This is a genomic window from Aeromonas sp. s1(2024), from assembly GCF_040908005.1.
Lineage (GTDB): Bacteria > Pseudomonadota > Gammaproteobacteria > Enterobacterales > Aeromonadaceae > Aeromonas > Aeromonas caviae.
Genome location: NZ_JBFOCW010000059.1, coordinates 116,076 through 140,038 on the forward strand (window position 1 = coordinate 116,076; position 23,963 = coordinate 140,038).

Genomic DNA, 23,963 nt, shown 5'->3' on the forward strand with positions numbered 1-23,963 from the left:
TGAGCTCCCTTTTGTTTTGCCCCGATGCGACCCGGCCCCTTTATCTGGGGTCGCCCGAGAAGGGGTGCAGGGCGGAGCGGGCGCGCTCGAACAGGGCGATGAGGTGATCCGCCACGGCCCGCACCCGCCGGGAGTGGGCGAGATCGCTGTGGAGCACCAGCCAGATGGGCTGATCCACTCCGAGCTCCGGCAGCAGGCAGACCAGATCAGTCTGGCGGGCCAGGTAGTGGGGCAGCACCGCGAGCCCGAGGCCGGCTTTGGCGGCGGCGAGTTGGGCCGCCAGGGTGCCGGTCTCCACCCGGCAGGGGCGGCCGCGCAGCATGCGGGTCATCCATCTGGCGGCGGGCAGGTGGCTCTGGGTTTCGTTCCAGCCGATGAAGTCATCCTGATCGAAGCTGGCGGCATCCACCCCGGGGCTGCGGGCATCCAGGTAGGCGCCGGTCCCGTAGAGGCCAAAGCCCAGGGTGCCCAGGCGCCGCAGGGTGAGGTGGCCGGCATCGGGCTTGACCATGCGCACCGCGAGATCGGCATCGCGCCGGTGCAGGTTCACCGTCTGCACCCCGGTGACCAGCTCCACCCTCAGCTCGGGGTGCTGGGCAAAGAGCGTCGGCAGGGAGGGGATGATGAGGGGATTGGCCAGGTTCTCTGCGGTGGCGAGGCGCACGGTGCCGGCCACCTGTCCCTGCAACTGCCCCGCCTCGCCAAAGGCCAGCCCCGCATGTTCCAGCGCCTCGGCTCGCTCAAGCAGGGCTTCCCCGTCGTCGGTCAGGCGATAGCCCTGCTGGTGGCGGCTGAACAGGGGCAGGCCGAGGGCCGCCTCCAGCCGGTCCAGGCGCCGGGAGACGGTGGCCACCCCCATGCGAAGGGCGTGGGCGGCACCGCTCAGGGTGCCGCTGCGGGCGATGGCCAGGAAGACGCGGGCGTCGTCCCAGAGCAGGGGATCGTGCATAGCTTTTCCATAATCGGAAGATAGGTTGCCAGTTACCTCTATATCTCATTCATTTTCGGAAGACCATACTCCCCTGCAACTTGTCAGGGAGAAAATGCGATGCAACGACGAACACTGGGAGCCAACCTGCAGGTCTCTGCCCTGGGGCTGGGCTGCATGGGGATGAGCGAATTCTACGGGCCGCGGGACGATGAGACGTCCTTGCGGGTGCTGGCGGAGGCGGTGGAGCGGGGCATCGACCTGCTCGACACCGCCGACATGTACGGCCCCCACCACAACGAGGCGCTGATCGGGCGTTTTCTCGCGACCCGGCGGGGGCAGGTGAAGGTCGCCACCAAGTTTGGCATCGTGCGCCAGCACGGGGAGTACAGGCGTACCCTCGACAACAGTGCCCGCTATGCGCGCCAGAGCTGCGAGGGTTCCCTGCGCCGCCTCGGCATCGAGCAGATCGATCTCTACTATGTGCACCGCCTTGATCCGGCCCATCCCGTCGAGGAGACCATGGCCGGGCTGGCGCAGCTGGTACAGGAGGGCAAGATAGCCCGCATCGGTCTGTGCGAGGTGAGCGAGGCCACCCTGAGGCGCGCCCATGCCGTGCACCCGGTGGCGGCGGTGCAGACCGAATACTCCCTCTGGACGCGGGAGGTGGAGGCGGCGGTGCTGCCCGCCTGCCGGGAGCTGGGGATTGGTCTGGTGGCCTACTCCCCCCTGGGGCGCGGGTTTCTGACCGGGCGTTACCAGCAGGAGGCGGTGTTCGAGGAAGGGGATTTTCGGGCCAGTCTGCCGCGCTTTCAGGGAGAGAACCTCGCCACCAACCGCACCCTGGTGCAGGCGGTCATGGCCCTGGCGCAGCAGAAGGGATGCTCGGCGGCGCAGATAGCCCTGGCCTGGCTGCTGGCGCAATGGGAGGGGATAGTGCCCATCCCCGGCACTCGGCGCCTGACCCACCTGGCGGATAACCTCGGCGCCCTCTCGGTGCGCCTCTCCCCAGCAGAACTCGGGGCCCTGGGACAGGCCATCCGGACCCTGCCGGTGGCGGGGGAGCGCTATACCGCCGAGGGGATGAAGGGGATGAACGCATGAGCGGCTCGCACACGGATCGCCGTGAACGGGCGTTCGCGCTGCTGGCCCGGCTCGATCCCCAGGCGCCCACGCGGGTCGCCGCCAGCCTGGATGCCCTGTCACCGGAGCTTGCCGAGCTGGTGCTGGGGTTTGCCTTTGCCGATGTGCTCGCCCGTCCCGGCATCGATCTCTGCACCCGCGAGATGCTCACGGTGGCGACCCTGATGGGAATGGGCACGGCGCCCGGACAGCTCGAGTTCCATATCCGGGCCGCCCTCAATGTGGGGGTCAGCCGGGAGACCATCATCGAGATCCTGCTCCAGGTCGCCGTCTATGCCGGGGTGCCCGCCTGCATGAATGGCATCAGTGCGGCCCGCAGCGCCTTCGCCGCCCATGACAAGGGACGGGGGGGCAGGGATTAAGGAGGAGACGCCACCCTGGCGAAAAGGTCGGGCGTGCCCTGACGGGGGAAGCAAGAAGGGAGCCGAGGCTCCCTTCTTTCATGGTGCTGGCCGGCTCAAGCCCCTTCCGGCAGAGGACGGCGTACCCTCGGCTTGAGCTGGGAGAGCATGACCCCGGTCAGGATGAGGCCGCCCCCCAGCAGGTGATAGCCGTGGATGGGCTCCCCCAGGGTGATGACGGCGATGAGGGCCGTGCACAGGGGCATCAGGTTCATGAAGACCGAAGTGCGCTCCGCCCCCAGGGTGGCGAGGCCGCGCATCCAGCAGTAGGCGGCGAAGATGGAGGAGGCGAGGCCGGCGAACAGCACCATGCTCCAGCCCTGGGCGGGAATGGCCAGGGAGTCGGCAGAGAGGGCCACCGGGATGAGCAGCAGCACCGCCAGCAGGATCTGCAGGTAGAGGTTGAGCCAGGGGCCGAACGGCAGTTGCCAGCGGCGGATCAGCAGGCCATAGAGGGCATAGCTGGCCGCCCCCAGCAGCATCATGCCGTCGCCGGGGTTGATGCCGCTGTGCAGCAGTGCCAGGGGATTGCCCTGACCCAGCAGCCAGAGCACCCCGAACAGGGAGAGGCTCATGCCGAGCAGCGCCTGCTTGCCCGGCTTCTGGCTAAAGCAGCAGGCCCCGATGAGCAGGGTGAGCAGGGGCAGCAGGGAGCCGATGACCCCCATGTTGGTGGCCGAGGTGCTGTGGGCGGCGTAGTAGGCGAGACACTGATAGAGCACCATGCCGAGCAGGGAGAGCACCAGCAGCTTGCCGAGCCAGGGGCGGATGTCGGCACGGCGGCGCCAGAGCTGCGGCAGGCAGAAGGGGGAGAGCGCGAGGGCGGCGATCACCCAGCGATAGAAGGAGATGGCAGCGGGATCCAGCACGCCGGCGGCGGCCTTGGAGACCACGGTATTGGCGGCCCAGATCAGGATGGCGAGCAGGGGGAAGAGAAAAGGCATAGGCACTCCTTGGTACGATGGGGAGAGTCTAGCCTTGTCTTGAACGAGGTAAGTAGCGTAAATAAGACATGTCATAACCGCTTTGGGACAATCTGCATGGGCACCCTCACCCTGGCCGAGCAGGATCGCCTGCTGGCCGACCCCAACCCCCTCTACTTTCGCTACAGCCAGATCCAGGGGGGCAACGCCTGCGCCGAGCACGCCCACCCCTGGGGTCAGCTCAGCCTCATCAGCCTGGGGGTCATGGTGGTGGAAGTGGGGGGAGAGCGGCTGGTGGCGCCTCCGGACTACCTCATCTGGGTGCCGGCGGACCTGCCCCACACCGCCTTCAACGAGCAGACCCTGGATTACACCTCCATCTACGTCAGCCACGCCCTGGCACCGCGCCTGCCACGGGAACCCCAGCTGCTGGCCCTCACCCCCTTGCTGCGGGCCCTGCTGGAGGACTTCACCCAGCGCCGGGTCGGCCACATGGAGGATGAGTGGGATGCCCGTCAGGGTGAGCTCTTCATCGAGAAGCTGGCCCGCACCCGTTGCCAGCCGAGCTACCTGCCCCAGAGCCGGGATCGCCTGCTGGCACCCTTGCTGGCGGCATTGCAGGCGGCGCCGGAGGACAACCGCACGCTGGTGGAGTGGGCCAGGGCGCTGCACACCACGGAGCGCACCCTGGCGCGGCGTTGCCAGAAGGAGCTTGGCATGAGCCTGGGCCAGTGGCGCACCCGGCTGCGGCTGGTGAAGGCGCTGGACTGGCTGCGGGGCGAGATGCCGGTGCAGGAGATCGCCTGGCGCCTCGGTTACGCCTCCACCTCGGCTTTCATCGCCATGTTCCAGCGCGAACAGGGCTGCGCCCCCCAGCGCTATCGCCAGCAGCTGGGCCAACCCGTGGCCTGAACCGCATGAAAAAGGGCGCCCGCAGGCGCCCTTGTGGATCACGAGATGGGCTTAGAAGAAGCCGAGGGGGTTGATGTCGTGGCTCACCAGCAGGTTCTTGGTGTTCTGGTAGTGGTCCAGCATCATCTTGTGGGTCTCGCGACCGATCCCCGACTTCTTGTAGCCGCCAAAGGCCGCATGGGCCGGGTAGGCGTGGTAGCAGTTGACCCAGACCCGGCCGGCCTGGATGCCGCGCCCCATGCGCCAGGCCAGATTGCTGTCCCGGGTCCACAGGCCCGCCCCCAGCCCGTACTGGGTGTCGTTGGCAATGGCCAGGGCATCCGCCTCGTCCTTGAAGGTGGTGACCCCGAGCGCCGGCCCGAAGATCTCCTCCTGGAACACCCGCATCTTGTTCTGGCCCGAGAAGATGGTGGGCTGGATGTAGAAGCCCCCCTCCAGCCCGCTCACCTTGGCCGGGCCGCCGCCCAGCAGCATCTTGGCCCCTTCGCCGCGGCCGATCTCCATGTAGCTCAGGATCTTGTCGAACTGCTCGCGGGACGCCTGGGCCCCCACCTGGGTCGTGGTGTCGAGGGGGTTGCCCTGCACTATGGTGCGGGCGCGGGCCAGCACCCGGTCCATGAAGTCGTCATAGATGCTGGCCTGCACCAGGGCGCGGGAGGGGCAGGTACACACCTCGCCCTGGTTGAAGAAGGTCATCAGCATCCCTTCCACCGCCTTGTCGATGTAGCTGCTCTCGTGCTGCATCACGTCGGCGAAGTAGATGTTGGGGGACTTGCCACCGAGCTCCACGGTGGAGGGGATCAGCTTGTCGGCGGCGCAGCGCAGGATATGGGCGCCCACCTCGGTGGAGCCGGTAAACGCCAGCTTCTGGATCCGGTTGCTGGTGGCGAGCGCCTGGCCCGCCTCGGCGCCGAAGCCGTTGACCACGTTGACTACGCCAGGGGGCAGGATGTCCTTGATGAGATCCATCATCAGCATGATGGTGACCGGGGTCTGCTCGGCGGGCTTGAGCACGCTGCAGCAGCCGGCCGCCAGTACCGGGGCCAGCTTCCAGGCGGCCATCAGCAGGGGGAAGTTCCACGGGATGATCTGGCCGACCACCCCGATGGGCTCCTTGAAGTGGTAGCTGACGGTGTTCTGGTCCAGCTCGGCGGCGGAGCCCTCCTGGGCGCGGATGCAGCCGGCGAAGTAGCGGAAGTGATCCACCACCAGGGGCAGGTCGGCGGCCAGGGTCTCGCGCACCGCCTTGCCGTTCTCCCAGGTCTCGGCGACGGCGAGCCGCTCAATGTTCTGTTCGATGCGATCGGCGATGCGCAGCAGCAGGTTGCTGCGCTCGGTGACGCTGGTCTTGCTCCAGCTGGCGAACGCCTTGTGGGCCGCGTCCAGGGCGAGCTCGATGTCGGCGGCGTCGGAGCGGGCCACCTCGCAGAACACCCGGCCATCCACCGGCGAGATGTTCTCGAAATAGCGGCCGGCGCGCGGCGCCACCCAGTCGCCACCGATGAAGTTGTCATAACGGGATTTGAAGCTGACCAGGGCACCTGCCTGACCGGGAGCGGTATAAATCATCTCATCATCCTTATGTGTGTGTGGTCCTGACCGGCCTGGCGGGCAGTCCGGTTGCTTCCTGTCATCGCAAGGGGCGTGCCAGCGGGCGGCGCTCTACACAAAAAGGTTGCAAAAACGTTATCAAACGGGGTGCCAAGGGGTATCTTGGTTAACCAGTGCCCCCCAGGGCGGCCCCCGAACTGTGCCGTTTCTGAACATCGGGTGTGACACTGTGCCGTTTGTGAACAGGAGACGTGATGAAGGCGCTCCCCCAAGGCGGCCCTATTCGCGAGTGTGTAGAAGGAGGTGTGATGAGCGAGTTGCCTCAATCCGGTGCCAGCCCAATCCAGCGCTCCTGGGAGCGCTGCCTGCATCAGGGGCTGAGCCGCCAGCAGAGCGCCGAGCTGGACTTGCTGCCCCAGGGGGAGCTGTCGGCTCGCCAGGAGCAGCACAGGACGCTCATCGCCTGCTTCCAGCGCTTCGTGCTGCCGCTCTTTGGCCAGTTGCTGGCAGGCAGACCCTGTCGTCTGCTGCTGTGTGACGGCGAGGGGGCCATCCTCGCGGTGAGCGGAGACGACCGGTTTGCCCGCCATGCCGAGCGCATTTTTTTGCGCAGCGGCGCCCGCTGGGGGGAGGCGAGCAAGGGCACCAACGCCATCGGCACCGCGCTGGCCGAGCAGAGCGAGGTGCAGGTGCTGGGGGCGCAGCACTTCTTCGCCCAGCACAGTTTTCTCAGTTGCAGCGCCTGCCCCCTGCTTGGGCCTGACGGGCAACTGCTCGGCGTGCTCGACATCTCCACCGATGCGGCCCACCACGGCGGCGACATGCTGGGCACCGTGCGCCTCCTGGCCATGACCCTGGAAAACGCCCTGCTGGCCCGCCAGCCGGGCTGGCTGGTGGATCTCGATCCCCAGAGTCTCTGGTCTGCCCGCCTGCTGCTGGGGGAGGGGGGCGAGCTGCTCGGGGCCAACCGGGCCGGTCGGCTCTGGCTCGGCCAGCACCCCTTCGACGGTCAGCAGTTGCTGCGCGAGCGCCGCGGCCTGCGGCTGGTGTCGGAGGCGGGGGAGCGCGCCGCCATGCTCCCCCTGCCGAGCGCGGTTGAGGAGGGGGGATCGCAGGCGCAGCAGGTGCCGCTCAAGATGCTGGAGCGGGGCATCTCATTGCTCATCGAGGGGGAGACCGGCAGCGGCAAGGAGCACCTGGTGCGCACCCTGCACGCCAGCTCGAGCCGTCGGGAGCGGCCTCTGGTGTGCGTCAACTGCGGCGCCCTGCCGGCGGAGCTGGTGGAGGCCGAGCTGTTCGGCTACGTGGGGGGGGCCTTCAGCGGTGCCCGCAGCCAGGGCAGCCAGGGCTATCTGCGCGCCGCCCACGGCGGCATCCTGATGCTGGATGAAATTGGCGAGCTGCCGCTCCAGGCCCAGACCCGGCTGCTGCGGGTGTTGCAGGAGCGCGTCGTCACCCCGGTAGGCAGCCACAGACCCGAGGCGGTGGATTTCTGGCTGGTCAGCGCCAGCCATCGGGATCTGGCGGCCATGGTGGCGGCCGGCACCTTTCGCGAAGATCTCTACTACCGCATCTGCGGCTGGCGCCAGCAACTGGCACCCCTGCGGGCCTGGTCGGTGCCCGAGCGTCAGGGGTTGATCCTGAACCTGCTCGCCCAGATGGACCCGGCGCTACAACTGAGCCGGGAGGCGGAGCAGCGGTTGCTGGCTCACCCTCTGCCCGGCAACGTGCGCCAGCTCAAACAGGCGCTGGAGGTGGCCTGTGTACTGGCAGAGGGGCAGGGCTGGATTGAACCTGCCCATCTGCATCTGCCCGCCGTGGAGGGGGGAGCGAGCTCACCTTTGGGAGGGAGTACCCTGCGCGAGCAGAGCCGGCAGCGGGTGCAGCAGACCCTGGCAGAGTGCGGCGGCAACGTGAGCGAGGCGGCGCGCCGCCTCGGCATCAGTCGCACCACCCTCTATCGGGCGCTGCGGGAGGAGGGGTGAAGGGTGTCGCGCCGTCCAGCGCTTGTGTAGACTGCGGTGGCAAGGACGTTTTTTCGTTATGTTTCCATCGCAGGGAGTGCGCAATGACCCATCTTACGACTGACGAGGCCCCCCGCCTCTCTCCCGGCTGCTGGCCGATGCCGCTTGCGCCCCATGGGGCCCGTGCCGGCTAGTCGGCACCCGTCTGCGCCCGGTGCGGCGCGTGTAATAACCTTGGATCTGGATCAGCGCGGTCCGACGCTTCAAGGTGTAGGGTAAAAGCCCTTTTTCAGGTGTGATACCGATGATCCCTTCCTATTCCCGCATGACGACGCTGTTGTTCTGGTGCCTGCTGGCGGCGAGCCTGCTGGCCATGGTGTTATTCGAATTCGGACCCGAGCGGCGGCTCGACATCCTGAGCCAGGCCGGTTTGTCCGTGCGTGCCCAGGATGACAGGGCCCACAAGGGCTCCTCCGTCGCCACCCTGAGTCAGGGGGGCGACAGACCCGCCATCCAGTGCACCCTGCGAAGCCAATATGCCTATCCTTTCTGCGAGCTGGTTCTGACCCTGACCGACCCCGAGCGGGGGCTGGATCTTTCCGGCTTCACCGGGGTGCGGGTGAGGCTGGATGTAGAAGGGCAGGGGGGACAGGCCTGGCGCCTTTATCTGCGCAACTACGATCCCGTCTATTCGACGCGGGAAGACGAGAGTTCCCACAAGTTCAACGAAGTGCTCTTCACCGCCAGGGATTTTGGTCGTGAGCAGGATGTCCCCCTGAATGTCTTTGCCCCCAGCTCCTGGTGGGTGCAGCAGTACGACATTCCGCTGGTCCAGCAGGGGCCGGATCTGCACCATGTCTATGCCATCGAGATCGCCTCCGATGACAAGATGCTGCCGGGGGAGTACCGGTTGCGGCTCGAGCGTCTGGAGTTCTATGGCCGCTGGTGCAAGCCGGGGGACTTCTATCGCTACCTGCTGCTGGGGTGGCTTGTCTACGGCGTGCTGCTCTTCCTGGTCCAGAATCTGATGTTTGGCGATCGGCTGCGCAAGGCCAGGGAGGCGCGCCTCGCGGCTGAAGCCCTGAGTGCGAGCCTGTGCGAGCAGAACCGGCGCACTGAGGAGGAGGCCCGCTACGATCCCCTGACCGGGGCCCTCAACCGGCTCGGCGGCGAAAAGCTGCTCGGGGAGCTCGGCGAGATGCCGCTCTCTTTCATCTATATCGACATCGATCACTTCAAGGGGGTCAACGACGGTCACGGCCACCCGGTGGGGGACGAGGTGCTCAAGCACATGGTGAGCGAGCTGCTGCGCCATTGCGACAGCCTGTGCCGACTGGTGCGCTGGGGCGGGGAGGAGTTCGTGCTGGTCTGTCTCCATTACGACGAGGGACGGGCCGCCGCCCTGGCGGAGCGGCTGAGAGGGGCGCTGGAGGGGTACAGGCACTGGCCGCTGGGGCTCGGGATCACCGCCTCCTTCGGGGTGGCCGAGCGGCGCAAGGATAGCCTGGAGCAGGCGCTCAAGCGGGCCGACGAGGCGCTCTATCAGGCCAAGCAGAATGGTCGCAACCGGGTGGAGGTGGCGCCCGACTGATCCGGCGCTGGAGCCCATGGCCGGGCGGGGCTATCATGCGCCCCATCATCCATCCGAGGAGAGATGCCATGGCACAACACATTGGCGCCCTGACGCTGCTGGTGGCGGATTACGACGAGGCCATCACCTTCTTCACCCGGGGAATGGGCTTCGAGCTATTGGAAGACACCCCCCTCGACGAGCCGGGCAAACCGGGCAAACGCTGGGTGCGGGTCGCTCCCAAGGGGGCTCCCGGTTCCGCCCTGCTGCTGGCCCGCGCGGCCAACGAGGAGCAGCGCGCCGCCATCGGTCGCCAGGGGGGCGGTCGGGTCTTCCTGTTCCTCGAGACAGACGACTTCTGGGGCGATTACGAGCGGATGCAGGCCTATGGCGTTCATTTTTGTGAACAGCCGCGCCTCGAACCTTACGGCACCGTGGTGGTGTTCGAGGACATCAGTGGCAATCGCTGGGACCTGCTGCAACTCGCTGCTGCCAACTGAATCTGAAAACGTTTATCATCCCGCCCGTCATAAAGTCATAAAAGTGTCACAGAAAGTTCTAATAATTGGCGCACCCATCTTCACAGAGGAGAGAGAAGGGATATGGCTAAGCGAATTCTGGTGGTCGAGGACGAGGCACCGATCCGCGAAATGCTCTGCTTCGTGCTTGAGCAGAAGGGATATGAAACAGTAGAAGCAGAAGATTACGCCGATGGACTGGCAAAGGTGCGCGAACCCTACCCCGAACTCATCGTGCTGGACTGGATGATGCCAGGTGGCAGTGGTATCCAGTTCCTCAAGCAGCTCAAGCAGGATGAGATGACTCGCCAGATCCCGGTGGTGATGCTGACCGCCCGGGGCGAGGAAGAGGACAAGGTGCGCGGGCTCGAGGCCGGTGCCGACGACTACATCACCAAGCCCTTCTCCCCCAAGGAGCTCACCGCCCGCTTGCACGCCGTGATGCGCCGTGTCTCTCCCACCTCGGTGGACGAGGTGATCGAGGTGCAGGGGCTAAAGCTGGATCCCGTTTCCCACCGGGTCAGTGCCGAGGAGAAGGCCCTCGACATGGGGCCGACCGAATTCAAGCTGCTGCACTTCTTCATGACCCACCCCGAGCGGGTCTACAGCCGCGAGCAGTTGCTCAACAACGTCTGGGGTACCAACGTGTATGTCGAGGACAGGACGGTGGACGTGCACATTCGCCGCCTGCGCAAGGCCATCGAAGAGACGGGGCACGACAGATTGATCCAGACGGTGCGCGGGGCCGGCTACCGCTTCTCGACCCGTCTCTAGGTCAGGGCCAGTGCCGCCAGCGCCTGCCGGCGGGCATTGGACCCGGCTCTTTGCTGTCTCTAGGAGATCTTAATGTTGCAACCTTACGCCTGGCGGCGACAGTTGTGGCGAATGGCGTTCTTCTACAGCCCCTTCGTCTTGGTAGGTTGGTTAATCGATCATCTCGTTCTCTGCCTGCTGGTGGCCACTGTGCTGCACCTGGTCTGGCACTACCGCTTCCAGAAGCGGCTGTCGGACTGGCTGTGGCACGATCGCAGCCTGGTGCCGCCCCACGGCAGCGGCAGCTGGGAGCACATCTTCAACGGCATCTACAAGTTGCAGCAGCGTCACCGGGCCCGGCGCCGGGAGCTGGCGGGCCTCATCCGCCGTTTTCGGGAAGGGGCGGAGGCGCTGCCCGATGCGGCCGTGGTGTTTCGCACCGACGGCAGCATCCTCTGGTGCAATCGGCTGGCGGAGCAACTGCTCGGCTTTCGCTGGCCCGAGGATGCCGGCCAGCACATCGGCAACCTGATCCGTCACCCCGCCTTCGTCGCCTATCTTGGCAAGGGGCAGTATGACGAGCCGTTCGAGATGCACTCCCCCATCAACGAGGAGAAGTTCCTCGAATTTCGCATCATGCCCTATGCGGAGGACCAGGCCATGCTGGTGGTGCGGGATGTGACCCGGCTGCGCAGCCTGGAGAAGACGCGCAAGCACTTCGTCTCCAACGTCTCTCACGAGCTGCGCACCCCCCTCACCGTGCTCAAGGGGTATCTGGAGATGACCGAGGAGCCGCCGCCCCCCGCCATGTGGGCCAAGGCGCACAAGGTGATGATGGAGCAGACGATCCGCATGGACAATCTGGTCAACCAGCTGCTCACCCTGTCGCGCATCGAGGCGGCGCCCACCGTGGATCTCTCCCATCTGGTGGACATGCCCGCCATGCTGGGGCTGCTGGAGCAGGAGGCGCGGGCGCTCTCCGGCGAGCGGGCCCACGAGATCGTCTTCATGGTCCAGCCCAATCTGCTGGTGCGCGGGGATCAGGATCAACTGCGCAGCGCCGTCTCCAACCTGGTCTACAACGCCATCCACTACACCCCGGCGGGGCGCAAGATCACCGTGGAGTGGCGCAAGCAGGGGAGCATGGCGCTGTTTGCGGTGCAGGATGAAGGGGAGGGGATCCCCCCCGAGCATCTGGCGCGGCTCACCGAGCGGTTCTATCGGGTCGACAAGGCCCGCTCGCGCCACACCGGAGGGTCCGGGCTCGGCCTTGCCATCGTCAAGCATGCCCTGAGTCATCACGATGCCCATCTCGATATCGAGAGCCGGGTCGGTGCGGGCAGCCGCTTCAGCTTTCTCATTCCCGCCCGCATGGTGCTGGTGAAATAATATTTTGTGTCAATGTGTTAGCAACGAGAGAAGGGCTGCATCGCAGCCCTTTTTTCATCCGGGCCACTCTCGGCCCATGTCATCAAAGTGTCATATAAATTCCATAAATTTGTCACTGCCAGGCCAGATACTGGCGCCGTCTTAAAGAACGGACCTTCTGTAACACTGGAGAAGGAGTGGTGCTGGCCCACGGATCATTGCGATCGGGTGTCAACCACGTTTAGACGTCAACCTGACGATTGCCTTCTGCAACCTTGGACTTGGAGAGATTGGATGAAACTCAACAAACTGGCTGGTGTCATCGGATTCACCGCAGCAACCCTGTTTTCTGTCAGCGCTCTTGCTGCCGGTGTGGATAAAGACCTGCCGGAATACACACCGACCAGCGGCATCTCGGGCAACCTGTCCTCTGTCGGCTCGGACACCCTGGCCAACATGATGACCCTGTGGGCCGAAGAATTTAAGCGCATGTATCCCAACGTCAACGTGCAGATCCAGGCCGCCGGTTCTTCCACCGCACCGACTGCCCTGACCGAGGGCGTCGCCCAGTTTGGCCCCATGAGCCGCGCCATGAAGGCCGGTGAAGAGGAGGCATTCGAGAAGCGCTACGGCTACAAGCCGACCGCCATCCGCGTCGCCGTCGATGCCCTGGCCGTGTTCGTCAACAAGGACAACCCCATCAAGGGGCTGACCATGTCGCAGATCGACGCCATCTTCTCCAGCACCCTCAAGTGCGGCGAAGCCAAGGCGGCCACCAAGTGGTCTGATCTGGGTCTGGACGGCAGCTGGTCCGGCAAGGATCTGCAACTGTTCGGTCGCAACTCCGTGTCCGGCACCTACGGTTACTTCAAGGAACACGCCCTGTGCAACGGTGACTTCAAGAGCGGCGTGAACGAGCAGCCGGGCTCCGCCTCCGTGGTACAGTCCGTTTCCTCCTCCCTGAACGGCATCGGCTACTCCGGTATCGGCTACGTCACCTCCGGCGTACGCGCCGTTCCGCTCTCCAAGGATGGCAAGACCTTCATCGAGGCGAGCTCCGACAACGCCATCACCGGCAAGTACCCGCTGTCGCGCTTCCTGTACGTCTACGTGAACAAGCATCCGAACAAGCCGCTCTCCCCGATGGAGCAGGAGTTTGTGAAGATGATGCTCTCCAAGGCGGGCCAGACCATCGTTGCCAAGGACGGCTATGTGCCGGTCCCGGCCAAGGTGGTTCAGGCCGACCTGAAGAAGCTGGGCATCATGTAACAGAACATGCCCTTGCAGAAAAACGAGCCCCATGCGGGCTCGTTTTCATTGGTGCGCCCCAGGATCTTTTTGGTCGCAGGGCGCAGCGCCCGGCTTGCGCCGGGCGGCGGCATTTCCGAGAATAGGGCAACTTCACGGCAAAGGACCCTCTCATGCGCTCATCTTCCCTCTCCAGACTGGCCCTGACGGCCTTGTGCAGCGCCCTGCTGGCCGGCTGCGCCCAGTCACCGACCGGTCGCAACCAGATGCTGCTTTTCTCCCCCCAGCAGATGAACCAGCTGGGTGCCGATTCCTTCACCCAGATGAAGCAGCAGGAGAAGGTGAGCACGGATGCCAGGATGAATGCCTATGTGGGCTGCGTGGCCAAGGCGGTGACCGCCCAGGTGCCTGCCAGCTATGGCATCACCAGCTGGGAGGTGGTGGTGTTCGACTCCAAGGAGATCAACGCCTTCGCCCTGCCCGGCGGCAAGATAGGCGTGTATAGCGGCCTGCTGAAAGTCGCCAAGAATCAGGACCAGCTCGCCACCGTCATCGGTCACGAGCTGACCCACGTGCTGGCCCAGCACTCCAACGAGCGCCTCTCCCGGGATCAGTTGACCGGTATCGGGCTGGCGGTGGCGGACGCCGCCATCGGCAGCAGCGACAGCCTCGGGGGTGCTGCCACCATGGCCGCCCTGGGCCTCGGGGTCCAGGTGGGGATAGCCCTGCCTTATGGCAGAACCCAGGAGAGCGAAGCGGACCGGCTCGGTCTCGAGCTGATGGCCCGCGCCGGGTTCAACCCTGCCGAAGCCGTCACCCTGTGGCAGAACATGAGCGCCGCCTCCGGTGGCAAGGCACCGCCCCAGCTGCTCTCCACCCACCCCAGCGACCAGAGCCGGATCGCCAACCTGCAGGCCCAGCAGGCCGAAGTGCAGCCCCTGTACCAGCAGGCGAAAGCATCAGGGCTGGTTCCCCAGTGCAAGGCGTAAGCCTGCGCCTGGCGCGTCCCGCCGATGCCGCCGCCATGACGGTGATGCAGCGGGCGAGCTGGCTGGCGGCCTACGGGGAGGTGCTGGGGGCCGACATGCTGGCCCAGCTGGCGGTGACCGACCACCTGCAGATCTGGCGACATCGGCTCGCCGAGCCCGGCCCCGTTCCCATGCTGGTCTGTCAGGACGACGTGGTCATCGGCCTGCTCTACTGGCAGCCCTCTTTGGAGGAAGGCTTGATGACGGCGCGGATCCGGGCGCTCTACCTTCATCCCGATCATTGGCGTCAGGGTCATGGCAAACGGCTGTGGCAGGCGGTGGCGGTGCAGATGCGCCGGGCCGGTTGCGAGTGCGTCAGGCTCTGGCTGCTGGATGGCAATTACATCGGCGAGGGATTCTACCTGCGCCGCGGCTTCATGTTCGACGGTCAGGAGCGCACCCTGATGAGCCTCGGACAACCTTGCCAACAGCGACAAATGTTCCGTTTGCTTTGAGCTGGCTCCCGTTTTTCGCCCTCGGTCACTTTATTTTTTTTGCGAATTAATACAATGTACCCCATTTGGACAGACTGAGGTGGCCGGGTCCACCGCAAGGGAGTGTGGCATGTACTACGGATTTGACATTGGCGGCACCAAGATAGCGTTCGCTGTGTATGACGGCGCCTTGAATCTCTGTCACGAGGAGCGCATGAGCACTCCCGGCAATGATTACGAAGGGTTGCAGCAGCTGATCCGCGAGCGGGTCGAGGCGGCGGATGCGCGCTTCGGGGTGAAAGGGGTCGTCGGCATCGGGTTTCCGGGGATACTCAATCGCCTCGACGGGAGCATAGTGGCGGCCAACCTGCCCGCCATCCATGGCCGCCATCTGGGGGCGGATCTGGCCGAACTGCTGGGCCGACCGGTCAAGGTCGACAATGACGCCAACTGTTTCCTCTGGTCGGAAGTGCATCAGGGGGCCGCAGACGGTGCTGGCAGCGCCCTCGGCGTCACCATAGGCACCGGCATCGGCGGCGCCGTCTACCTGGCGGGCAAGCTCATCCAGGGGCGCAACTGGCTGGCGGGGGAGATAGGTCACTACCCGCTGCCCGCCACCATCCTGATGAAATACCCGGATTTGCCCCGTCCCCGCTGTGGCTGCGGGCGCCTGGTCTGTTTCGAAACCTATGCGTCGGGCACGGGCCTGGAGCGGCTATACCACCATGTTCATGGGGAACGGGTGAGCGGCCACCAGATCGTCGCCCGTGCCGATGCCCGTGAGGCGGCGGCCCTCTCGACCATCGACTGCTGGCTCGAGATCATCGCCGCCGGCCTCGCCACCGCCATCTCGGTGATTGATCCCGATGTGGTGGTGCTGGGGGGCGGCCTGAGCGCCCTGCCAGCCCTCTATGAGGAGTTGCCCAAACGTCTGCCCGGCCACCTGCTGCCCGGTGTCGCCCTGCCGGCGATCCGCGAGGCCCGCTTCGGTGGAGCCGGCGGTGTGCGCGGTGCAGCCCTGCTCAATCTGTGAGATCGGACAGAGGGTCTGATCTCCCCGAACAAGGAGTCATCATGACCCGTCTTGAAATCTGTATCGACAACCTCGAATCCCTGTTCACCGCCCAAGCAGCCGGCGCAGATCGCATCGAGCTCTGCTCTGCGCTGGGGCTGGGTGGCCTCACTCCCTCCTATGGCTTTATGCAGCTGGCTGCCCGCCACGCCACTGTGCCGGTGTACGCCATGATCCGTCCACGCGCCGGAGATTTTTGCTTCAACGACGGCGAGTTCGAGATGATGCTCTTGGATATCGCGGCCGCTCGTGCTGCGGGCCTGCAAGGGGTGGTGGTCGGTCTGCTGGATGAAGATGGACGGGTACCCGAAGGCAAGCTCCGGCAACTGGTCGAGGCGGCGGGGCCGCTCGGCGTCACCTTCCATCGGGCCATCGATCTCTCCTCCGACTGGCGGCTGGATCTCGAGACGATCGTCGCGGCGGGTTGCGAGCGCATTCTGAGCTCCGGCCATGCGCCGACCGCGCTGGCGGGGCTCGAAACCCTGCAGGCCATGCACCAGGCGCTGGCGGGACGGGCCAGCCTGATGCCGGGGGCCGGGGTCAACGCCGACAACGTGCGCACCATCATCGAATTCACCGGCGTCAATGAAGTGCACATGTCCGGCATGGGCTGGCGCGGCGGCATGGTGCCCCATGGTGTGAACATGGGCACCTCTGACGATGGCCGGGTCAATATCACCGACGGCGCCAAGGTCGCGGCGGTGAGGGCACTGCTGGACAAGGCCTGATGCAGACCGTGCGGCGCCATGGTGCCTCTCTCTGTGACGTCAACATGGGCACCTCGGACGACGGCCGGCTCAACATCACCGACGGCGCCAAGGTCGCGGCGGTGAGGGCACTTCTGGACAAGGCCTGATGCAGACCGTGCGGCGCCATGGTGCCGCTCTCTGTGACGTCAACATGGGCACCTCGGACGACGGCAGGGTCAACATCACCGACGGCGCCAAGGTCGCGGCGGTGCGGGCTCTGTTGGACAGGGCCTGATACAGACCGTGCGGCGGCATGGTGTCCCTCCCTGCGGGGTCAACATGGGGACCTCGGACGATGGCCGGGTCAATATCACCGACGGCGCCAAGGTCGCGGCGGTGCGGGCCCTGCTTCAGGCCTGAGGAGGGATTGGCGCAGCCGTCTCTTCCCCCTTAGCCCCTCGCGGGAGAAGGGCCCGGGGATGAGGGGCGGATGTGAACTCCCTCCCAGAGGCTGGGAAATCAGGACCGTCGCCCGCAGCACCTCGCGAAAAAGTCTGATATCATCCCAACTCTTTTACCCTCAGGACCCGGAGCAACTTCTCAATGTCCCAATACGACTCTATCGAACAGAAGGCCAGCTATGGCATCGGCCGCAACATGGGTGATCAGCTGGCGCAGCAAGCCTTCGCCGGCCTGGATATCCCGGCCCTGCAACAAGGTCTGGCAGATGCCCTGAACGGTCTGGAGTTCGCGGTCAGCCGTGACGATATCAACGAGGCCTTCCAGGTCATCACTGCCCGCATGCAGGAAGAGCAGGAAGCCGCCGCCAAGGCCGCTGCCGCCGAAGGCGAAGCCTTCCTGGCCGACAACGCCAAGCGTGCCGGCGTGAAGGTGACCGACTCCGGTCTGCAATACGAAGTCATGGTCGAAGGCAATGGCGCCGTCCCGGTGGCCGGTCAGTCCGTGCGTGTGCACTACCACGGCACCTTCACCCACGGCGGCGTGTTCGACAGCTCCGTCGCCCGCGGCCAGCCGGCCGAATTCCCGGTGACCGGCGTGATCGCCGGCTGGGTGGAAGCCCTGCAGCTGATGCCGGTTGGTTCCAAGTGGAAGCTCTACATTCCGCAGGATCTGGCCTACGGTGCCCGTGGCGCCGGCTCCATCCCGCCGTACTCCGCCCTGGTCTTCGAAGTGGAGCTGCTGGACATCCTGTGATCCGGCTGGCGTGATGCAAACGGCGACCCCAGGGTCGCCGTTTGTTTTGGTGGCGCGCAGACGGGCCATGGGCCTTCACCCGGGATTTGGATATAGTCAGAGCGTCGTCCATTCCGGCCATGTGAGGGAGACACGCCATGTCAGCCATCATCGAGGTCGTCGATCTCGTCAAGCACTTCCCCGGGGTAAAGGCGGTGGACGGGCTCAACTTTGCCATTCCCGCCGGCAGCTGCTTCGGCCTGCTCGGCCCGAACGGGGCGGGCAAGACCACCACCATAGAGCTGCTGGAGGGGATCCTCACCCCGGACAGCGGCGAGATCCTGTTTCACGGCGCGCCACGCGGCCCCGACTATCGTTCCCGCATCGGCATCCAGTTCCAGCACACCGCGCTGCAGGATTTTCTGACGGTGCGCGATACCCTGCGCCTGTTCGCCAGCCTCTATCCCAACCCCCTGCCGCGGGAGCTGCTCATCGAGCTGTGCGCCCTCGGCGAGTTCATCGACAGGGACAGTCGCAAGCTCTCCGGCGGCCAGCGCCAACGCCTGCTGCTGGCCCTGGCCCTGCTCGGGGATCCCGAGCTGCTGTTTCTGGACGAGCCCACCACCGGGCTGGATCCCCAGGCGCGCCATCACTTCTGGCAGCGCATCGAGGCGATCAAGGCCCAGGGCAAGACGGTGGTGCTCACCACCCACTACATGGACGAGGCCCAGCAGCTGTGCGATCGGATTGCCATCGTCGATCACGGTCACCTGCTCAGCCTGGATACCCCTGCCGCCCTGCTGGCCCACCACTTCGACGGCGTGCTGGTGCGCCTCGGGGATCACCCGGCCCTCGCCGGGCTCGGCTATGCGCTGCGCCCCTGCGGCGATCAGGTGGAGCTAAGCTGTCCCGACGTGGCGGCCCTGCTGCCAAGGCTGCTGAGTCTGGGCGTGCCGCTCACCGGCATGCAGGTGCGCTCCCCCAACCTGGAGGATCTCTTTTTGCACCTGACCGGCCATAGCCTGCGGAGCGGCGCATGAGAGGGATGACCGAGTTCTGTCTGACCGTGGCCTCCGAGCTGCGGTACGCCTTGCCGACATGCAATCCCGGGAGTGGACGATGAAGGGATCCCTCAAGCGCATCGGGGCGCTCTTCTATGCCCGCACCCTCGAGTTCGTACGCGATCGCGCGGCCCTGGTGTGGAACCTGCTTTTCCCGCTCCTGCTGGTCATCGGCTTCTCCCTCATCTTCTCCGGCCCGCCCAAACCGCTGGTGCAGATCGGGGTGGTGGGGGAACTGCCCGCAACCTATGCCCCGCTGCGCGCCGTGCCGCTGCTCAAGATCATCCCCTATGACGAGGCGTCGAGAGGCCAGTTCAAGGTCCGTCACCATCAGCTGGACCTGCTGCTCTCACCCGCCGGGGGGCGTTACTGGATAAACCCGGACGCTCCTCAGGGGGCCATGGCCGAGTATCTGCTGCGCCAGGCGGTGCAGGTGCCCTTGCAAAGAGAGACCCTGAGCGGGCGCGCCATCCGCTACGGCGACTGGCTGCTGCCCGGGGTGATCGGCATGAACCTGATGTTCTCCGGCCTGTTCGGGGTCGGGTTCGTCATCGTGCGTTATCGCAAGAACGGGGTGCTGAAACGGCTGCGAGCCACGCCGCTCGGCGCGCTGGAGTTTCTCTTCGCCCAGTTGCTGTCACGGGTGCTGATCAGCCTGGTGGTGAGCCTGCTGGTCTTCTGCGCGGCCTACTGGCTGCTGGATGTGCCCCTCATCGGGTCGGGGTGGCTGCTGCTGGTGATCGCCCTGGCGGGAGGAACGGCCATGGCCTCCTTTGGCCTGCTCATCGCCGCTCGCCTGCAGAACGAGGAGCTGGCGAGCGGTTTGCTCAATCTCATCAGCTTGCCCATGATGTTTTTATCCGGTGTCTGGTTCTCGCTGGAAGGCGCGCCCGCCTGGCTGCAGCAGCTTGCGGCCAGGCTGCCCCTCAGCCAGATCATCGAAGCAGCCCGCGCCGTGATGCTGGAAGGGGCGGGATGGCAGGAGGTGGCAGGCCCTCTGGGTCAGGTCATGGTGTTCGCCCTGGTGTGCATCTCGCTGGGAGCCATGCTGTTCAAATGGAGTGCAAAATGAAACCTGTTCTGTGGTTGTTGCTGGTGGCGGTCTTGCCTGTGCAGGCAGGTACCCTGCGTTGCAAGAACGCCTTGCTGACCGAGGGAGACACCACGGCAGAGCTGCTGGTTCGCTGTGGCCAGCCGATGCTCAAGGAAGATCTCACCCGCTTCGAGGAGAACGGCTTCGGGGCGAGAGTGACGGTCAAGTATGCCGAGCGCTGGACCTACAACTTCGGCAAGCGGGAATTCATGCAGTTTGTCACCGTCGAAAACGGCGTCATCACCGACATTGCGGATGGTCCACGGGGAGGATGACCTCCTGGTTTTCTGAAGCCCAGCCTGCGGGAGATGAGGTCGCCATTTCCCCACCTTTTAGCTCCTTTTCTGTTGCTTTTCCCTGCCTGTTATCGCCATTTTTCCATATGGGGTCATGCTGCCTCACTCTGGTGCTTTTGGCATAAAACCGAATCTGATGAGTCAGTTGTCAGCAGAAATGGCTGCCCCAATGCGGTGCAGCCGATTTATTTTCGAAAAATAATCCTCATGCCAAGAAGGGTTTTAAGCAGCAGGCTATTTGGCAAATAAGGGTCTACTTTTGATTCTGAGAGTGCATATTCCCCCGTTTAGATATTTTGTTCTGTTGCACCATGGTTGGGCCGGATTGCACCGATTGACAGGTTTTTCTGCGGCTGGATAAGCTGCCAAAAAGCAGGGAAACGATGGCATCTCGCTAGATTTTGATGCCTGTTCGAATCAAACCACAGGGAAGAGTGACATGAAGCAGATACACAAGGCAGGTATGGTGATGGCGCTGTCGCTGATGGCAGCCAATGCGTGGGCGGACGGTACGCTGGATGCCGTCAAGAAGAAGGGATTCGTGCAGTGCGGGGTCGGTGACGGCCTGCCCGGGTTCTCCAACCCGGATGCCAAGGGAACCTGGACCGGGCTCGACGTGGACGTGTGCCGCGCCGTGGCCGCCGCGGTACTGGGGGACGCCAGCAAGGTCAAGTATGTCTCCCTCACCGCCAAGGAGCGCTTTACCGCCCTGCAGTCCGGGGAAGTGGATCTGCTCTCGCGCAATACCACCTGGACCCTGACCCGGGATGGGTCGCTGGGCCTCACGTTCGCCGGGGTGAACTACTACGACGGGCAGGGGTTCCTGGTCAAGCAGTCCCTCGGGGTCAAGAGCGCCAAGGAGCTTGACGGTGCCGCCGTCTGCATCCAGTCCGGTACCACCACCGAGCTCAACCTGGCTGACTATTTCCGCGCCAATGGCGGCATGAAGTACACCCCAGTGGTGTTCGATACCTCGGATCAAACCGTCAAGGGCTTCGAAGCCGGCCGCTGTGACGTGCTGACCTCGGATCAGTCCCAGCTCTATGCCCTCAAGATCAAGCTCACCAAGCCAGAGGAAGCCGTGGTGCTGCCGGAGGTCATCTCCAAGGAGCCGCTGGGCCCAGCCGTGCGTCAGGGTGACGATCAGTGGTTCAAGGTGGTGCGCTGGAGCCTCAACGCCATGCTCAATGCCGAGGAGGCCGGGGTCACCAGTGCCAACGTGGACGAGATGCTCAAGTCCACCAATCCTGACATCCGTCGCCTGCTGGGGCTGGAAGAGCCCAAAGGGACTGTGCTGGGGCTGGATGACAAGTGGGCCTACAACATCGTCAAACAGGTCGGCAACTACGGTGAATCCTTCGATCGCAACGTCGGTGCCGGCTCCCCCCTCAAGATTGATCGCGGCATCAATGCCCTCTGGAACAAGGGCGGTCTGATGTACGCGCCACCCATCCGCTGAGTCGACAGTCACCGGGGGGCCTGGCCCCCCATGTTTTCCCTGGCTTTGTCGGAGTCATCCTCATGGCGTTACACGCATCAAACCATAGGAAAGAACAGGGCCGCTGGTGGTATGACGCCAAGGTGCGGGCGCTGCTCTTCCAGTGCCTGGCCATCGCGGCGGTTATCGGGTTTCTGTTCTACATCGTCAACAATGCCCTGACCAATCTGGCCACCCGTGGCATCACCACAGGCTTTGATTTTCTGGGCAACACGGCCGGTTTCGGCATCTTGCAGAGCCTCATCCCCTACGACGAGACCTATACCTTCGGTCGCACCTTTGTGGTGGGTCTGCTCAACACCCTGCTGGTCTCCGTGCTCGGCATTCTGTTTGCCACCCTGCTCGGGTTCGCACTCGGGGTCGCGCGCCTGTCGCGCAACTGGCTGGTGTCCAGAATCGCTGCCGTCTACATAGAGACGTTTCGCAACATCCCGCTGCTGCTGCAGATCTTCTTTTGGTACTTCTCGGTGCTGCGTACCCTGCCTTCCCCGCGTCAGAGCGTGGATATAGGCGGGCTCGCCTTCCTCAACGTGCGGGGTTTCTATCTGCCCAAGCCCCTGTTCGAAGAGGGATTCGGCTACGTGCTCTGGGCACTGGTGCTCGCGGTGCTGCTGAGCTGGGGGCTGGGCCGCTGGGCTCGCCGCCGTCAGGCCCTGACCGGCAGGATCTTCCCGTTCTGGCGCTGTGTGGCCGCCCTGGTCATGCTGCTCCCGGGCATCACCTTCCTGCTGGCGGGCAGCCCGCTCAGCTGGAGCGTGCCTGCGCTGCAGGGGTTCAACTTCCGGGGCGGGCTGACGGTGCTGCCGGAGCTCGCGGCCCTCTTGCTGGCGCTCACCATCTATACGGCGGCCTTCATCGCCGAGATAGTGCGATCCGGCATCCTGGCCATCAGCAAGGGGCAGACGGAGGCGGCTTCCGCCCTCGGGCTCTCGCCCACCAAGACGCTGCGGCTGGTGATCATTCCCCAGGCCATGCGGGTCATCATTCCTCCCTTGACCAGCCAGTATCTGAACCTCACCAAGAACTCCTCCCTGGCGACCGCCATCGGCTACCCGGATCTGGTCTCGGTGTTCATGGGGACGACTCTCAACCAGACAGGGCAGGCCATCGAGGTCATCGCCATGACCATGGGGGTCTATCTCGTCATCAGTATCACCACCTCGGTGCTGATGAACATCTACAACCGCAGAATGACGCTGGTTGAGCGCTAGGGAGCTGTCATGTTCGTGAATGAATTGCAGGAGGCGCTGCCGCCTCCCAACCACCGTCGGGGGCCGCTCGCCTGGATCAGGCAGAACCTTTTCCCCAACTGGTGGAACGGCCTGCTGACCCTGGTGCTGGCCTATCTGTTGCTGCCACTCATCTGGTCTGCACTGGACTGGGCGCTGTTCTCGGCCACCTGGCAGGGGAGCAGCCGCGAGGCCTGCGTCCAGGGCGGTGCCTGCTGGATCTTCATCGAGAGCCGGCTGGGGCAGTATCTCTATGGCTTCTACCCGGCCGATCAGTACTGGCGCATCAACCTGACCTTCGCCGGTCTGGCGGCGCTGCTGGCCTTGCTCATCTGGCCAAAGACCCCGCGCAAGGGGTGGCTGGCGCTCTTCACCCTGCTGGTGTTCCCTGTCATCGCCTTCTTCCTCATCCATGGGGGAGCGGGGCTGGAGGTGGTGGAAACGAACCGCTGGGGCGGGCTGATGCTCACCCTGGTGCTGGCGGTGGTGGGCATAGTCGTAGCACTGCCGTTCGGCATCCTGCTGGCACTGGGGCGTCGCTCCCACATGCCGGTCATCTCCAGCCTCTGTACCGTCTACATCGAGTTCTGGCGGGCGGTGCCGCTCATTACTGTGCTCTTCATGGCGTCCGTCATGCTGCCACTGTTCATGAGTACCGAGGTGGAGCTCGACAAGCTGCTGCGGGCGCTCATCGGCATCATCCTGTTCCAGGCGGCCTATGTGGCCGAGGTGGTGAGAGGGGGGCTGCAGGCGATCCCCAAGGGGCAATATGAGGCGGGGGATGCCCTCGGGCTCTCCTACTGGAAGGTGATGGGCCTCATCATCATGCCCCAGGCCCTCAAGATCACCATTCCTTCCCTGGTGAACACCTTTATTTCCCTGTTCAAGGACACCAGCCTGGTGCTGATCATCGGGCTGTTCGATCTGCTGGCCATCTCCAAGGTGGCCCTGGCGGATCCGGCCTGGCTGGGGTATTCCACCGAAGCTTATGTCTTTATCGCCATGATCTTCTGGATGTTCTGTTTTGGCATGTCCCGCTACTCCATCTATCTGGAGCGCAAACTCAACACGGGCCACAAGCATTAGGAGT

At 64.7% G+C, this 23,963-nt stretch carries 23 protein-coding genes and 3 pseudogenes; 23 read left to right on the forward strand and 3 right to left on the reverse strand.

Annotation, left to right across the window (positions count from 1 at the left end; genetic code table 11):
• Nucleotides 1-40: 40 nt before the first annotated feature.
• Complete coding sequence (locus tag AB5Y70_RS14125; protein WP_049636294.1) at nucleotides 41-949, reverse strand: LysR family transcriptional regulator; 909 nt, start codon at nucleotides 947-949, stop codon at nucleotides 41-43.
• A gap of 99 nt (nucleotides 950-1,048) precedes the next feature.
• Here AB5Y70_RS14125 and AB5Y70_RS14130 point away from each other — a divergent pair, with 99 nt between their 5' ends.
• Together AB5Y70_RS14130 and AB5Y70_RS14135 are read left to right on the forward strand one after the other, a co-directional pair.
• Nucleotides 1,049-2,032, forward strand: a complete 984-nt coding sequence (locus tag AB5Y70_RS14130) for an aldo/keto reductase (protein ID WP_049636295.1) — start codon at nucleotides 1,049-1,051, stop codon at nucleotides 2,030-2,032.
• Nucleotides 2,029-2,433 (forward strand): carboxymuconolactone decarboxylase family protein, encoded by a 405-nt coding sequence (locus AB5Y70_RS14135; protein WP_039039282.1) that lies wholly within the window; start codon nucleotides 2,029-2,031, stop codon nucleotides 2,431-2,433. The genes AB5Y70_RS14130 and AB5Y70_RS14135 overlap by 4 nt, the downstream gene beginning before the upstream one ends.
• A gap of 95 nt (nucleotides 2,434-2,528) precedes the next feature.
• Here AB5Y70_RS14135 and AB5Y70_RS14140 read toward each other — a convergent pair whose 3' ends face one another.
• Nucleotides 2,529-3,416 (reverse strand): DMT family transporter, encoded by an 888-nt coding sequence (locus tag AB5Y70_RS14140; RefSeq protein ID WP_202006981.1) that lies wholly within the window; start codon nucleotides 3,414-3,416, stop codon nucleotides 2,529-2,531.
• Nucleotides 3,417-3,512: 96 nt separating this feature from the next.
• Between AB5Y70_RS14140 and AB5Y70_RS14145 the strand changes: the two genes are divergently transcribed.
• Nucleotides 3,513-4,307, forward strand: a complete 795-nt coding sequence (locus tag AB5Y70_RS14145; RefSeq protein WP_010673466.1) for a helix-turn-helix transcriptional regulator — start codon at nucleotides 3,513-3,515, stop codon at nucleotides 4,305-4,307.
• A 51-nt stretch (nucleotides 4,308-4,358) separates the two neighbouring features.
• Here the strand turns inward: AB5Y70_RS14145 and AB5Y70_RS14150 are convergent, their stop codons facing one another.
• Complete coding sequence (locus AB5Y70_RS14150; RefSeq protein WP_039039283.1) at nucleotides 4,359-5,876, reverse strand: aldehyde dehydrogenase family protein; 1,518 nt, start codon at nucleotides 5,874-5,876, stop codon at nucleotides 4,359-4,361.
• Nucleotides 5,877-6,166: 290 nt separating this feature from the next.
• Between AB5Y70_RS14150 and AB5Y70_RS14155 the strand changes: the two genes are divergently transcribed.
• The 20 genes and pseudogenes from AB5Y70_RS14155 to AB5Y70_RS14250 all read left to right on the forward strand — a co-directional run bounded on the left by AB5Y70_RS14155 (nucleotide 6,167) and on the right by AB5Y70_RS14250 (nucleotide 23,959).
• Nucleotides 6,167-7,843 (forward strand): sigma-54-dependent Fis family transcriptional regulator, encoded by a 1,677-nt coding sequence (locus AB5Y70_RS14155; RefSeq protein WP_049636298.1) that lies wholly within the window; start codon nucleotides 6,167-6,169, stop codon nucleotides 7,841-7,843.
• A gap of 283 nt (nucleotides 7,844-8,126) precedes the next feature.
• Nucleotides 8,127-9,413 (forward strand): diguanylate cyclase, encoded by a 1,287-nt coding sequence (locus AB5Y70_RS14160; RefSeq protein ID WP_049636299.1) that lies wholly within the window; start codon nucleotides 8,127-8,129, stop codon nucleotides 9,411-9,413.
• 68 nt (nucleotides 9,414-9,481) lie between these two features.
• Nucleotides 9,482-9,892 carry a VOC family protein gene (locus AB5Y70_RS14165; protein WP_049636300.1) on the forward strand — a complete coding sequence of 137 codons (411 nt, stop codon included), beginning with the start codon at nucleotides 9,482-9,484 and terminating at the stop codon, nucleotides 9,890-9,892.
• A gap of 102 nt (nucleotides 9,893-9,994) precedes the next feature.
• Nucleotides 9,995-10,684, forward strand: coding sequence for a phosphate regulon transcriptional regulator PhoB (gene phoB, locus AB5Y70_RS14170; protein ID WP_010673471.1), 690 nt, complete (start codon nucleotides 9,995-9,997; stop codon nucleotides 10,682-10,684).
• 72 nt (nucleotides 10,685-10,756) lie between these two features.
• Complete coding sequence (gene phoR / locus AB5Y70_RS14175) at nucleotides 10,757-12,052, forward strand: phosphate regulon sensor histidine kinase PhoR (protein WP_042014623.1); 1,296 nt, start codon at nucleotides 10,757-10,759, stop codon at nucleotides 12,050-12,052.
• Nucleotides 12,053-12,325: 273 nt separating this feature from the next.
• Nucleotides 12,326-13,300 carry a PstS family phosphate ABC transporter substrate-binding protein gene (locus tag AB5Y70_RS14180; protein WP_039039286.1) on the forward strand — a complete coding sequence of 325 codons (975 nt, stop codon included), beginning with the start codon at nucleotides 12,326-12,328 and terminating at the stop codon, nucleotides 13,298-13,300.
• Nucleotides 13,301-13,452: 152 nt separating this feature from the next.
• The gene (locus AB5Y70_RS14185) at nucleotides 13,453-14,268 is read left to right on the forward strand and encodes a M48 family metallopeptidase (protein ID WP_202006977.1); all 816 of its coding nucleotides are present in this window, start codon (nucleotides 13,453-13,455) and stop codon (nucleotides 14,266-14,268) included.
• Nucleotides 14,256-14,762 (forward strand): GNAT family N-acetyltransferase, encoded by a 507-nt coding sequence (locus AB5Y70_RS14190; RefSeq protein WP_223953931.1) that lies wholly within the window; start codon nucleotides 14,256-14,258, stop codon nucleotides 14,760-14,762. The genes AB5Y70_RS14185 and AB5Y70_RS14190 overlap by 13 nt, the downstream gene beginning before the upstream one ends.
• 109 nt (nucleotides 14,763-14,871) lie before the next feature.
• Nucleotides 14,872-15,774, forward strand: coding sequence for an ROK family protein (locus AB5Y70_RS14195; RefSeq protein ID WP_041214715.1), 903 nt, complete (start codon nucleotides 14,872-14,874; stop codon nucleotides 15,772-15,774).
• Nucleotides 15,775-15,815: 41 nt separating this feature from the next.
• Nucleotides 15,816-16,541, forward strand: coding sequence for a copper homeostasis protein CutC (locus AB5Y70_RS14200; protein ID WP_049636301.1), 726 nt, complete (start codon nucleotides 15,816-15,818; stop codon nucleotides 16,539-16,541).
• A 38-nt stretch (nucleotides 16,542-16,579) separates the two neighbouring features.
• Nucleotides 16,580-16,669 (forward strand): annotated as a pseudogene (locus AB5Y70_RS14205) (copper homeostasis protein CutC); the annotation flags it as partial.
• A gap of 38 nt (nucleotides 16,670-16,707) precedes the next feature.
• Nucleotides 16,708-16,797: pseudogene (locus AB5Y70_RS14210) on the forward strand (copper homeostasis protein CutC); the annotation flags it as partial.
• Nucleotides 16,798-16,811: 14 nt separating this feature from the next.
• Nucleotides 16,812-16,922: pseudogene (locus AB5Y70_RS14215) on the forward strand (copper homeostasis protein CutC); the annotation flags it as partial.
• 183 nt (nucleotides 16,923-17,105) lie between these two features.
• A complete protein-coding gene (locus tag AB5Y70_RS14220; RefSeq protein WP_202006975.1) occupies nucleotides 17,106-17,717 on the forward strand; it encodes an FKBP-type peptidyl-prolyl cis-trans isomerase in 612 nt (203 codons plus the stop codon).
• A 137-nt stretch (nucleotides 17,718-17,854) separates the two neighbouring features.
• Nucleotides 17,855-18,736 (forward strand): ABC transporter ATP-binding protein, encoded by an 882-nt coding sequence (locus tag AB5Y70_RS14225; RefSeq protein ID WP_202006974.1) that lies wholly within the window; start codon nucleotides 17,855-17,857, stop codon nucleotides 18,734-18,736.
• Nucleotides 18,737-18,815: 79 nt separating this feature from the next.
• Nucleotides 18,816-19,829, forward strand: coding sequence for an ABC transporter permease (locus AB5Y70_RS14230; RefSeq protein ID WP_202006972.1), 1,014 nt, complete (start codon nucleotides 18,816-18,818; stop codon nucleotides 19,827-19,829).
• Entirely contained in the window at nucleotides 19,814-20,125 is a 312-nt protein-coding gene (locus AB5Y70_RS14235) for a DUF2845 domain-containing protein (protein ID WP_182935988.1), read from the forward strand. The genes AB5Y70_RS14230 and AB5Y70_RS14235 overlap by 16 nt, the downstream gene beginning before the upstream one ends.
• Nucleotides 20,126-20,585: 460 nt before the next feature.
• On the forward strand, nucleotides 20,586-21,605 hold the full coding sequence (locus AB5Y70_RS14240; protein ID WP_010673482.1) for an amino acid ABC transporter substrate-binding protein: 1,020 nt from the start codon (nucleotides 20,586-20,588) through the stop codon (nucleotides 21,603-21,605).
• Nucleotides 21,606-21,667: 62 nt separating this feature from the next.
• A complete protein-coding gene (locus AB5Y70_RS14245; RefSeq protein WP_223953930.1) occupies nucleotides 21,668-22,855 on the forward strand; it encodes an amino acid ABC transporter permease in 1,188 nt (395 codons plus the stop codon).
• A 9-nt stretch (nucleotides 22,856-22,864) separates the two neighbouring features.
• Nucleotides 22,865-23,959 (forward strand): amino acid ABC transporter permease, encoded by a 1,095-nt coding sequence (locus tag AB5Y70_RS14250; protein WP_010673484.1) that lies wholly within the window; start codon nucleotides 22,865-22,867, stop codon nucleotides 23,957-23,959.
• Nucleotides 23,960-23,963 lie beyond the last annotated feature (4 nt).